6 protein-coding genes are annotated in these 12,725 nt (G+C 72.1%); 5 read left to right on the top strand and 1 reads right to left on the bottom strand.

Features of this window, described 5'->3' with window-relative positions:
- Nucleotides 1-108 precede the first annotated feature (108 nt).
- From ACZ6NZ_RS12885 to ACZ6NZ_RS12870, 4 genes are read left to right on the top strand one after another with little or no spacing between them, the layout of a single operon-like run.
- Nucleotides 109-3,297 carry an FtsX-like permease family protein gene (locus tag ACZ6NZ_RS12885; RefSeq protein ID WP_465858366.1) on the top strand — a complete coding sequence of 1,063 codons (3,189 nt, stop codon included), beginning with the start codon at nt 109-111 and terminating at the stop codon, nt 3,295-3,297.
- Nucleotides 3,294-6,002, top strand: a complete 2,709-nt coding sequence (locus ACZ6NZ_RS12880; protein WP_465858365.1) for an FtsX-like permease family protein — start codon at nt 3,294-3,296, stop codon at nt 6,000-6,002. Before ACZ6NZ_RS12885 ends, ACZ6NZ_RS12880 begins: the two co-directional genes overlap by 4 nt.
- Before the next feature lies 1 nt (nt 6,003).
- Nucleotides 6,004-6,999, top strand: coding sequence for an ABC transporter ATP-binding protein (locus ACZ6NZ_RS12875; RefSeq protein ID WP_366607201.1), 996 nt, complete (start codon nt 6,004-6,006; stop codon nt 6,997-6,999).
- A gap of 11 nt (nt 7,000-7,010) precedes the next feature.
- Nucleotides 7,011-7,736: an ABC transporter ATP-binding protein gene (locus ACZ6NZ_RS12870; RefSeq protein ID WP_465858428.1), complete on the top strand. Its 726-nt coding sequence runs from the start codon at nt 7,011-7,013 to the stop codon at nt 7,734-7,736.
- 258 nt (nt 7,737-7,994) lie between these two features.
- Here ACZ6NZ_RS12870 and ACZ6NZ_RS12865 read toward each other — a convergent pair whose 3' ends face one another.
- A complete protein-coding gene (locus tag ACZ6NZ_RS12865) occupies nt 7,995-8,447 on the bottom strand; it encodes a GNAT family N-acetyltransferase (protein WP_465858364.1) in 453 nt (150 codons plus the stop codon).
- Between the two features lie 297 nt (nt 8,448-8,744).
- On the opposite strand from ACZ6NZ_RS12865, the gene ACZ6NZ_RS12860 reads away from it, so the two are divergent.
- Nucleotides 8,745-12,725 carry a LamG domain-containing protein gene (locus tag ACZ6NZ_RS12860; RefSeq protein ID WP_465858363.1) on the top strand — a complete coding sequence of 1,327 codons (3,981 nt, stop codon included), beginning with the start codon at nt 8,745-8,747 and terminating at the stop codon, nt 12,723-12,725.

The raw sequence follows: 12,725 nt of genomic DNA, 5'->3' as shown, positions 1-12,725 counted from the left end.
ACCCGACAACTCTCTCCGTAATAACGATCATGTAACGGGCGCGAACCTTTCCCGGTAGGTGGCCTGTCTTGATGGTCGTCGGCCCGCCAGGGCCAGGGGAGGCGTCGGATGAAGCTGGTGTGGAGGCGGGCCCGCGAGGCACGAGGGTTGCTCGTCGCGGCGGTGATCGCTGCCCTCGTCGCCGTCGCGTTGGTCACGGGGCTGTCCGACTACAACCGTCGAGCGGTGGACGCCGGGCAGCGGGCACTGGTCGCCGCCTCGCCCGCCGAGGAGCGCGGCCTTCTGGTCAGCGGCTCGGGTGGGCGGGACGCGGCCGAGTTCGCAACCCGGGACAAGGCGGTCCGAGCCGAGTTCGCCGGCGGGCTCGGCGGCGTCCCGGTCAGCGTCACCGCCGCCCGTTACGGCACCGGCCGGGAACTGACCGGCGACCTCGGGCAGATCCCGCGGACGGCCGACGAACCGGTCTTCGCGAATCTGGCCACGTTCGCCGACCTCGCCAACCACGCCGAGCTGACCAGCGGAGCCTGGTCCAGCCCCGGAGCGAACCCCGTCCAGGTGAGCCTGCCCGAGCGGGTCGCCGGCGCACTCGGCCTGACCGTCGGCGACCGCGTCCCGGTGCGCGACCGGGCCACCGAACGACGCGGGGAGTTGGTGCTCGCCGGCACCTGGCGGCCCCGCGACCCGGCGGACGCGTACTGGTTGCTGGCTCCCGGTGTGGGGGCGGGCAGCGCCGGTTCCGGCACCTCGTACGGACCGTTCACGCTCGACCCGGCCGACTTCGCGGCCACCTTCCCCGGCTCGGTGTCGGCGTCCTGGCTGGCCCAACCGGACCTCGGCGCCGTTGACACCGCCGACCTGCCCGCCGTTCGGAAAGCCCTCGCCGAGGCGGTCACCGCAGTGCCCGAGGCCGCCCAACTGGGCAGCTCCGGGCAGACGGTGACCAAGATGCCGCAGTTGCTGGACCGGATCGGCCGCGCCGACCTGGTGGGTCGCTCGTCGCTGGCCACCCCGCTGCTGCTCATCCTGGTGCTCGCCGGGTACGCGCTGGTGCTGGTCGCCGCGCTGCTGCACGAGGACCGCCGCCCACAGACCGCGCTGCTGCGCGCCCGCGGCGCCGCCCGTCGGCAGTTGGCCGGCCTGGCCGCCCGCGAGGCGACCCTGGTGATCGCCCCGGCCGCCGTGCTCGGTCCGCTGATCGCCGGTGAGGCGTTGCGGTACATCCGACCCGGCGGGTCGGGTGATCTCTATACCGCCGGCGGCAACGCCACCCTGGTCTGGGCGGCGGCAGCGGCTACCGCGGCCGGCTGCCTCGTCGCCATGGTCCTTCCGACGCTGCGTGGCGCCGGGACGTACGTCGCCGACATGGCGGCCCGATCCCGACCGAACCGGGCCGCGAGCGTCCAACGCGCCAGCGTCGACCTGGTGCTCGTGGCGCTCGCCGTGCTCGCCTGGGTGCAGCTACGCCGGTACGCCTCCCCGCTGGCCGGCTCGGGTGGACAGCTCGGACTCGACCCGCTGCTGGTCGCCGCCCCGACGCTCGGCGTGCTGGCCGGTGCCGTGCTGGCGTTGCGGGTGCTCCCGCCGCTCACCCGGTTCGCGGAGCGGTTCGTCGACCGACGTCCCTGGACCGCCACCATGTTCGGCATGTGGCAGGCCGGACGGCGTCCGCACGCCGGCCCGGTGCTGCTGCTCGCCCTCGCCGTCGGCGGTAGCACCCTGGCCTGGTCGCTGATCAGCACCGGCGAGCGGTCCCAGGTCGAGCAGGCTGGCCACTCGGTCGGCGCCGACCTCCGGGTGACCGAACGGACCGGGGGCGCCCCACCGACCCGGGCCGGTGAACTCGCCGCGCTACCGAGCGTGGACCGGGCGCTGCCGGTGTGGCGGGACGAGATCCGGGTCGGACGGGAGAACCTGCCGGTGACGGTGATCGGGGTCGACCCGGCCACCGCCCCAGGCGTCGTCCGGCTGGCCGACCGCCTCGGCGACGGATCGGTGTCGGAGCAGTACCAGCGCATGATCGACGAGCGCGGGACGCCCGCCGGTGTCGAACTGCCCGCCGGGGCGCGGGCGATCACCGGCACGGTCCGTACCCCGGTGAGCAGCGCCGCCCGGTCGGTGAAGGTCGCGGTGACGCTCCTGGTCACCAGCTCCGACGGGCTCGCCCTGCGGCTGCCGGCGGCCAACGCCGACGGTGACGGCCGGGCCACCCGGTTCTCCGTGCGACTGCCCGACGTGGGTGGAGCGCGGCTGCGGCTGGCCGGGTTCGAAGCCGACGGTGGGCTGGCGGCCGGCAACGCCTACCGACTCCAGTTGGACGGGTTGGCGGTGGTCGACGCCGACGGCACGAGCCGACCCGCCGACCTGAGCGGCGACTGGATGCTGGCCGCCCCCGGTGTGGAGTCCACGCCGGTGCGGACCACCGCCGCCGGCTTCGCCGCCGTCCACTCCGTGGAGGTGATTCCCGGCGGGCAGTTCGCGTACCAGCCGCCCACCCGGTTCGCCGTGGTGGCGGGCGGGGAGAGCAGGCCCGCGCCGGTGCTGATGACCCCCCAGGTACGCGAAGCCCTGAGCCTGAACGTCGGCGACACCGTCGACCTCACGCTCCCCGGGGTGACGATGCCGGTGCACCTGGTCGGCGAGCTGAGCGCCGTGCCGACGACCAGCACCGCTGCCGGCGTGCTGTTGGACCTGCCGGCTGCGGTCGACGCGATGATCCGGAGCAGCGGCGCGGTGCGACCCGTTCCGGAATGGTGGGTCGGCGCCGCCGACGCGAACGCCGCCGCCCAGGCGGTCAGCGCGCTCCCGGGCGTCACGGTGCTCAACCGGGAGGCGGCCATCGAGGCGGCCGCCGACGACCCGTACTGGCGCGGCTCCCGAACCGGCATGCTCGCCGCCGCGCTCGGCGCGGTGCTCCTCGCCCTCGTCGGCCTGGTGGTGGACGTGTGGGCCACCGCCCGGCGTCGGCTCGGCGAGTTCGCCGTCCTGCACACCCTCGGCGCCACGCCTCGGCTGATGGCCCGGGCGCTGCTGGCCGAGCAGACGTTCCTCGCCGGCATCGGCGTGGGCGTCGGGTTGTTACTCGGCACCGCGGTCGGCGCGACGATGGCCCCACTGGTCATCCTCACCCCGGCCGCCGGTCGGCCGACACCCCCGGCGGCGTTCGTGCTGCCCTGGGTGCCGATCGGCCTGACCGCGGTCGGTCTGCTGCTGGCGGCGCTCGCCTTCAGCGCGTTCATCGCCGCAGGCATCCGTCAGCGGGTGGCGGCGGTTCAGCTGCGAATCGGGGGAGAACGATGAGCGTCGGGGCGGCCGTCCGGCGGGTCCGGGCGTACGGGGGGCAGTTCCTGCTGCTGGCGGTGCTGACCCTGGTGGTCACGCTGTTGATCAGTGGCGTGCCCCGGCTGGTCAACCGGCTCGCCGAACAGGGGCTGCGAGCACAGCTCACCAGCGAGCCGGCCGCCCGCCGGGACATCTCGTACACCACCAGACTGGAGCCCGCGACGTCTCGGCGGACGGCGATGGGCAACGCCGCCGAGCAGTTCGACGCCCTCGCCGCGGAGATGCCGCCGCCGGTGCGTTCGGCAGTGACCGAGCGGTGGTACAGCGTCGAGACCGCGGAGGCCCGCGTGGTCGGGCCGGACCTGGCGGCCCGCAACCTGCTGGTCGACATGGGCCTGCGGGCCATGCCCGACATCCAGGGCGCGAGCACCCTCGTCGAGGGGGCTTGGCCGAGCGAGACCTACGTTCCCGACCGACCGATCGAGGTGGCGCTCGACGTCGACGTGGCCCGCAAGCTCAATTTGCGCGCCGGCAGTCAACTGCGCATCGGCCGCGCCGACGACAAGGGCAGACTCGTCGACGCCGCCCCGCTGGTGGTGTCCGGGCTGTTCCGCCCCGTCGACCGCGCGAATGGCATCTGGGACGGGCTGCCACAGCTGCTGCAGATCATCGAACCGCCCGGGGACGGCATGCCGTTCATTCTGTTCGGCGTCGTCGCGCAGTCGGTCTTCAACAAGCGGGCCGCGGCGGGCTGGCCGATCCAGTCCACGTGGCGGTACCGACTGGGCGTCGACCGGATCGACGCACAGAAGCTGGACGAGCTGATTGACGGCTTGCAGGTGATGCAGCGCAACCAGCCAGCGGAGGTCACGTTGACCCAGGGCGTCGACGTTCCGTTGCGCGCGTTCGCCGCCCAGATCAACGCCGTCCGGACGCTGCTCGCGGTGATCGCGGCCGGCGTCCTGGCCACCCTGGCGGGGCTCATCGTGCTCGCGGCCAGTCTCGCCACCAGACGGCGTCGCTCGGAGTTCGCGTTGCTGCGCGCCCGTGGCGGCGGAGCCACCGCTGGCGCCCGGCGCAGCCTCGCCGAATCGGTGCTGGTGGTCCCGATCGCCGCCGTGCTGGGCTGGTGGCTGGGCACCCTGGTCCCCGGTGCCCCGGACCCGACCACGCCGTACGTCATCGCGGTGACCGTGCTGGTGACGCTCGCGCTGCCGGTGGCGACACTGGCCGTACCGGCCGGCGGTGCGGCGCGCCGGGACCTGATCCGGGTGCGCCCGTCGGCCCGTCGGCTCACCGCCGAGGTCTCCCTGCTGCTTCTGGCCGGGCTCGCGGCGGTGCTGCTGCGTCGGCGTGGCCTGACCCTCGGCGAGGTGGACCCGCTGCTTGTGTCGGTGCCGGTGCTCCTGGCGGTCGCGGCGGCGGTGCTGGCGCTGCGCGCGTACCCCTGGCCGTTGTTGCTGGTCAGTCGGCTTGCCGCGCGGACCCGGGGCAGCGTGGCCTTCCTCGGCACGGCCCGAGCCGGACGCTCGGCGGTCGCCGCCCCGCTGGTCGTGGTGGTGTTGGCCATCGGCACCGCGGCGTTCTGCGCGGTGGTGGCCGCCGGCGTCGACGCCAGCCGGGAACGGGCCGCCGCGCAGATCGTGCCCGCCGACGCGGTGATCCGCGGGGAGCGCTTCGCGCCCGACACCATCGACGAGCTGGGCCGCCTGCCGGGGGTCCGGGCCGTCACCCGGGTGCTGTACGAGGACGATGAGCGGTTGGCGTCCGACGAGGTCGGCACCGACGCCTTCATCGGGCAGACGGACGTGCTGCTCGTCGACGGCTCGGGGTTGGACAAGGTGGCCCGCGAATCGCAGGTGGACCTGTCGGTTCCGGCCGCGCTGCGCACCGCCGCTCCCGGTCCGGGGCCGCTGCCGGCGATCGTCTCACCGGCGGTCGCCGCCGACCTGGCCAAGGCCGGGCTGGACGACTCCGCCTTCATCTCGGTGCAGGGCCAGCGGTACGAGTTCCGGGTGGCCGGCACCGCCGACGGGTTCCCGATGCTGGCGGCGAACGCCAACCGCTTCGTGATCCTGCCCTGGCAGGCCCTGCCGACGCGGAACACCACACCCGTGCCGACCAGCCTGCTGATCGCCGGGAACTCGCTCGACGCCGAGGCCCTGCGGGTCGCCGGCGACGAGGGGCAGGAGCGTTACCAGCGGGACGGCGCGGTCACCGGTAAGGAACGGCTGATCGGGGTCACCGTCGACACCCGGGCGGACGTACGCCGGGACCTTGGCGAGGGCGGCGCGAACGGCGTGCTGGCCTTCGGCTTCGTGGCCGGGGCCGTCGGCGGCACCGTGCTCGGGCTGTTGGCCATCGCGTTCACCGTGCTGGCCGGAGCGCGCGCCCGGGGTCAGGTGCTGTCCCGGCTGCGTACCCTCGGCCTGTCCCGCCGGCAGTGGCGAGGGCTGCTGCTCGTCGAGTTGACCCCGCTGGTCGCGGTGTCGGTGCTGACCGGCGCGCTGGTCGGTGCGGTACTGCCCCTGCTGCTCAACCCGGTGCTCGGCCTGTCCGCGTTCACCAGTGGTGTGCCGGTCCGGGTGGCTTTCGAGCCCAGCCTGGTCGCCGCGGTGCTCGCGCTCGGGGCGGTCGCCCTCGGCTTCGCGGTCGCCGTCGAGGCCCTGAACAACCGCCGGTTGCGCCTCGGAGAGGTGCTTCGGCTCGGAGAGGAGAGCTGAGATGACCGCTACCGCCCAGACTCCACTGGTGCCTGACCTGGCAGCCCTGCAACAGCGGGCGGCACTTCGCGCCGCCGAGCGGGCCGGCGGGCAGGACCGCCTTCGCGGGCACATCGTCTGCGACGGCCTGGTGCGCATCTTCAAGACCGAGGGGGTGGAGGTGGTCGCCCTGCAGGGGCTCGACCTGGTCATCGACCGGGGTGAGCTGGTGGCGATCGTCGGTGCCTCCGGTTCGGGCAAGTCGACCCTGCTCAACATCCTCTCCGGCCTGGACACCCCGACCGCCGGCATCGCCCGGGTGGCCGACTACGACCTGCTCTCGCTCTCCGCGAAGCGACGGCTGAGCTACCGCCGGCAGCTGGTCGGGTTCGTCTGGCAGCAGACCGGCCGCAACCTGCTGCCGTACCTCAACGCCCTGGAGAACGTCGAGCTGCCGATGCAGTTGGCCGGCAAGCGCAGCAGCAGGGCCCGCCGGGAGCGGGCCCGGGAACTGCTCGACCTGGTCGGTGTCGGCTACTGCGCCGACCGGCGCCCCGGGCAGCTCAGCGGTGGCGAGCAGCAGCGGGTCGCGGTGGCGGTGGCGGTGGCCAACGACCCGGAGGTGCTCTTCGCCGACGAGCCGACCGGTGAGTTGGACGAGGCGACCGGCGCGGAGGTCTTCGCGGCGCTGCGCACCATCAACGCGGAACTGGGCGTGACCATCGTGGTCGTCACCCACGACCACGCCGTGGCCACGCAGGTCCGTCGGACCGTCGCGATCCGCGACGGCCGGACCGCCTCCGAGGTACGCCGGACCGCGCGGATCGACGCGGACGGCAACACCGAGCTGGTCAGCGAGGAGTACGCGGTGCTGGACCGCAACGGTCGGATGCAGTTGCCGGCGGCGTTCGTCGACGCGCTCTCGCTGAAGGAGCGGGTCCGGCTCGACCTGGAGCCGGACCATGTGCAGGTACGGCCCGGCGACCGGGCCTCGGACGGGCGGGGGGCAGGGGCATGAGCCGACAGAACATGGTGGTGACCGGCGCGGCCGGGTTCGGCGGCGCGTCCGGGGAGCACCCCGGCGAGGTGGTCCGGGTCAGTGGGGTGAGCCGGACCTTCGGTCGGGGCGAGCACGCCGTGCACGCCGTGCGGGACGTGTCGTTCAGCGCCAACCGGGGCGAGCTGGTCGCCATCCGGGGTCGGTCCGGGGCCGGCAAGACCACGCTCCTGAACCTGATCGGCGGGCTGGACCGGCCGGACAGCGGTCAGGTGGTGGTGGCCGGGCACGAGGTGACCTCGGCCGGGGAGGCGGAGCTGCTGCGGTTGCGCCGGGGCACTGTCGGGTTCGTGTTCCAGACCTTCGGACTGGTGCCGATCCTCTCCGCCGCCGAGAACGTGGGCGTGCCGTTGCGGCTGGCCCAGGTGCCGGCCGCGGAGCGGGAGGAGCGCGTCGCGGTGCTGCTGGAGCTGGTTGGCCTGGGCGGGCACGCCGCGCAGCGCCCGTACGAGCTCTCCGGCGGGCAGCAGCAGCGGGTCGCGGTGGCCCGCGCGTTGGCCAACGAGCCGGACCTGCTCATCGCCGACGAGCCCACCGGTCAGCTCGACTCGGAAACCGGTCGGTCCATCATGGACCTGCTGCGCGCGGTGGTGCACGCCCGCGGCATGACGGCCCTGGTGGCCACGCACGACCCGGCCCTGATCGACCTCGCCGACCGGGTGCTGGCCCTGCGCGACGGCCGCCTGGTCGACGGCTGACCCTGCTGGGCAGTGGCCTGCGCGACGGCTGCCTGGTCCACGACCCTGCCGGGCAGTGGCCTGCGCGGCTCGCTGTGGAGCTGATGTCGTCAACGAATCGCCACGGGTGACTCGTCTACGACATCAGCTCCACAGCGTTCGTACTGACGAAGAAGTTCCCCTGCCGCGTCTGGGCGTGGCCCGGCCGGCCAGGCGGCAGGGGACGTGCCCCCGGTCGGGGCGACTTTCGCCCCCAGGCCGGGCGGGCGTGACGGCGGGTCAGAGCGCGAGCTTCATGCCCTCGTGGCTGGCCACGAAGCCGAGGCCCAGATAGAAGCGGTGCGCGTCCTCGCGGGTCTTGTCGGTGGTGAGCTGCACCAGCGCGCAGCCACGCTCGCGAGCCTGGTTGACGGCCCAGATCATCAGCTGTCGGCCCAAACCCTGACCACGCCGGTCGGAGCGAACCCGGACCGACTCGATCAGCGACCGCTCGGCGCCGTGCCGGCCGAGGCCGGGGATGTAGGTGATCTGGAGGCAGCCGACGAGGTCGCCGCCCTGCTCGGCGACGATCAGCGCGTTGCGCGGGTCGGCGGTGATGTCCGCGAACGCTCGCTCGTATGCCTCGTCGACGTCGGTGAAGTCGCGGGCCTTGCCCAGCACGTCGTCGGCGAGCAGGGCGATGACGGCGGGCAGGTCCGCCCGGTCCGCAACCCGGAAGATCACGTCACTCATCCGGTGACAATCTCACAGTGCCGGGAATGGGAATGGGCCGGTGGCGACCGTTCAATTTCTGTCGATTCGCCATCCTTCGGTCCATCGCATCGCACATATTTTCGCCGTCCTTGGACGATTTTCGATGCATCCCCACGGCCGTACGGTGAAGCCAATTGATGGCCGATATTGATCGTTCTTACCCATGGTGTTGGGGTCGAACCCTCTGTAGCGTGTGCCGCACATTCGTTGATCACTTTGCCTCACGGGGGTTTGGCAGTGCCGTCGACTCGTTCTGTTTGGCGTGCGTCCACTGTGGTGAGCGCACTGTTGGCGTCCCTGCTTCACGTGGTCTGGCAGGCTGATCGCGCCGCCGCGGAGCAGCCGGATTCCTGTGCGGTCAGGGTGTCGCCGACGGCCGAGTCGGAGCGCGCCGCCCAAGCCTTGGCAGAGTCGTGTGACACGTCCGTCGAGGTGCTCGCGGCGGCAACGGAGACGACCAAGGTCTTCGCCCAGCCGTCCGGTGACTTCACCTTCGAGGCGTGGGCCGAGCCGCGTTGGACCAAGCGGAACGGGTCCTGGCGGCAGGTCGACACGACGCTGACGGTGGGGGTCGACGGCCTCGTGCGCCCCGTCGCGTCGACGGCCGACGTCGTGTTCTCGACCGGTGGAGCGGGTCCGTTCGCCACCATGGCCGGCGCCGGCACCACCTTCTCGCTCGGCTGGCCGAGCCCGCTGCCGGCGGGCGTCATCGACCGGGACACGATCACCTACCCCAACGTCCTGCCCGACGTCGATCTGGTCGTCCGCGCCGAGAAGTCGGGATTCGCCCACCTGCTCGTGGTGAAGACCCCAGCCGCCGCCAAGAACCCGGCGGTTCGTGAGACGCGGTACGTCGTGGGCGGCTCCGCCGACGTGGCAACCGGGAGCGGGGGAGTCGTCATCTCCGGTCCCGACGGCGTGCTCGCCGCCGCGCCGCCAGCGCTGGCCTGGGATTCGGCTCTGCCGCCGGTGGAGTCAGGGGCTCGGCGGTCGGGGCTCGGTTCGTCGAGCGCCGCCCGTGCGCCGGGTGCGCGTTCCAGCGTCCGCGGCCCGGCGGAGACCGCTGCTGTCACTCCGGTCTCGGTACGGGTCGACGACACGACGATGACGGTGGCCGCAGCTCCGGAACTGCTGGCCAGTGACCACTTTCCAATCTTCATCGACCCCGCCTACGACAAGAAGCCGTCCCGGTGGGCACCGGTGAACGACTCGAACGCCGGCACGGCGTGGACCTCCGGAACGGCCTGGCCCCGGGAGATCGTGCGGGTCGGATCCAACTGGGACAACCATGGCGACATCTGGCGGTCGCACTTCCAGTTCGACACCACGGTTCTCGCCGGCAAGCGACTCACCGGGACGGCCAGCGTCGACGCGTACGCCGTGCACTCGGGTGACTGCGACGGCGAGTCGGTCGGCCTCTGGCAGACGGGGAACCTGTCCAGCTACACAAACAGCTGGGACGGCATGGCGGGCCGCTGGATGCACGGCGGCGCCCTGCAGACAAAGTCGGTCAAAGCCAACGGCAGCAGTTGCGGCCAGTCGGCCAACTGGGTGGCGTTCAACGCGGCGGCGATCAAGGAGAAGATCCAGGACAACGCCGACGACGGACTGTCGGCGATGACGTTCGGTCTGCGGATGGGCACCGAAAGCGGCGGCCGCTGGGCGAAGTTCGACCCGAGCAACGTGAAGATGGTCGCGAGCTATCAGCACAAGCCGACATCTCCGGTTGCGATTCGTACGGCTCCGGGCGGCACCTGCAGCAAGACGTCGCCGGGTCCGTGGGTCAACGTCGCCACCCCGACGCTGTACGGGAAGGCCAGCGACGGCGACGGCTCGGTGAAGGTCGTCTTCGACCTGAACGGGCCGACGAGCCCGGCGGAGCACTTCTCCGCGTGGACCACGTCGGGCGGGGAGCGCGGCTGGGCCACCCCCACGCTTGCCGAGGGCGACTACAACTGGCGGGTACGCGGGACGGACGAAACCGACCCCACCGGCTGGACCGGCCTGTGCTACTTCCGGGTGGATCGCACCGGTCCCACCACCCCGATCGTCACGCGCACCTCGGGGACCCCGACCGTCGGGCAACCGGTGACGCTCAGCTTCACCTCGTCCGACGCGCGATCCGGGATGAAGCAGTTCGCCCACGGCATCGGCGTCGACGCAAGGCAGACGTTCGTGGCTGCGACGGGCACGACGTCCATCACGTTCACCCCGGAGGCCGGCCGCACCGTCGTGTACGTGTGGGCGCAGGACAACGCCGGAAACTACTCCGCGAGGGCCGCCTTCAACTTCTTCACCGGCCGCATCACCGAGGCGCAGAACCAGGGTGCCTGGCGGCTCGACGGGGACGGCCTCGACGACTCCGGTGAGGGCCGTGACCTGGTGCTCGGCAGCGGGGTCGGCTACGGACCAGACCGGAAGGGGAGCGCGAACGCCGCGTTGACCTTCAGCAGCGCGGGCTGCGCTCAGGCGTCGCCGGCGGTGCGCACCGACGCCGAGTACACCGTCGCCGGTTGGGTGAACCTGGCCTCGAAGAATGGCAACAAGGCCATCGTCGCTCAGACCGGTTCCGTCGCTTCCGCCTTCGTCCTGAGTTACAACGCCGACGTCGATCGGTGGCGGATCTCGCTGACCAACGCCGACAGCTCCACCGTCACGTACGCGACGGCCGATGGGGCGGCTGCCGCCATTGGCGTGTGGCAGCACGTCGCCGCCACCGTCGACCCCGTGGCGAAGGTCGTCCGCCTCTACGTCGGCGGCGCGCTCGCGGCGGAGAACGCCATCCCCTTCACGCCGTGGAACGCCAAGTCGCGGCTCCTGCTCGGTTGTGCCGGTGGCGCGTCCACGACGTTCCACCACATGACCGGCTCGGTCGATCACGTCGGAGTCTGGCAGGGCCTGCTCTCCGAGGCGCAGATCGCGCGGGCGGCCACCGAACTGCCCGCCGGTCAGGTCGGTAGGTGGCAGCTGCGTGGTGACGGTGTCGACTCGACCGGCTTCGCCCGGGACGCCACTGTCCCGGCGGACCTGAACTGGGCGGACGACCCGTTCGGCCGGGTGGAGTCGGCGGCGCAGATGAACGGCAACCAGTGCCTCGGCACGGCCGGACCGGTGGTACGAACCGATGAGTCATTCACCGTCGCGACGTGGGTCAGACTGACCGATGTGTCGGCCGGTACGCAGACCGCGCTCGGTCAGGACAACGAGCAGGTCAGTGGCTTCCTGCTGGGCACCAGACAGGCCAACGACGGCGCGCGGGTCTGGTCGATGGTCATGAAGGACACGAGCAGTGTGTCGTCGGGTTCGGTGACGGCCAAGGGCAGTGCCGCCGGCAGTTCCGGTAAGTGGACGCATCTGGCAGGCACGTATGACGCCACCAGCAAACGGCTGAGCCTGTACGTCAACGGGACGCTCGCCGAATCCGTGACGCGCAACGCCGCGGGCTGGCAGGCCAACGGGCCGTTGACGATCGGCTGTGGGCGCTACGACAGCAAGGTGGTGGATCGGATCAACGGCGCGGTCTCGGATGTGCGGGCATGGCGTGGAGCCCTGACCGCTGCCGAGGTGGCCGCCGTGCACGGTGGCAACCCGGCGGTCAAGCTGGAGGGGATGTGGCCCCTGGACGGCCCGGCCAGCGACACGCCGACCTACCTGACCGACTGGTCCGGCAACGGCCGGAACCTCACCATCACCGGCCCGTACGCGTGGACCCGCGATCGCGGTTTTGGTCGGGACGGAGCGCTCGGGCTCGAACTGGCCGAGGGCTCCTGCGCGGAAACGTCCGGACCGACGGTTCGCACTGACGCCTCGTTCACGGTCTCGGCATGGGTTGTGCTGGACCAGACGACCGGCCACCACTCGGTCGTCACGCAGATCGCCACCGCCGCTCCCGGCTTCTTCTTCGGATACAACCCGGGGCCCAACCGCTGGCACTTCGGGATGCCCTCGGCGTCCGGTGGCACTCCCACCTGGCACATCGCCGCATCGCAGCAGGCCCCGGAGCTCGGCAAGTGGACCCACCTGGCCGGCGTCTACGACCTGGCGAAGGGCAAGGTCCGTCTGTACGTCGACGGCGTGCTGCAGGACGAACAGGACGGCCCTTCCTCGCCCTGGATGGCGAGCGGCCCCACCCTCGTCGGATGCAACGGAAACGTGAGCGGTACCCGGTTCTCCCGGCTGGGCGGCGTCGTCGACGATGTCCGGCTCTGGACCTCCACAGTCGATCCGGACCGGATCGCTGATCTCGCAGCTGGCTGA

This window comes from Micromonospora sp. NPDC047756, assembly GCF_055587245.1.
Note: the sequence above shows the minus strand (reverse complement) of the source record. Positions and strands in the feature narration are given on the sequence as shown.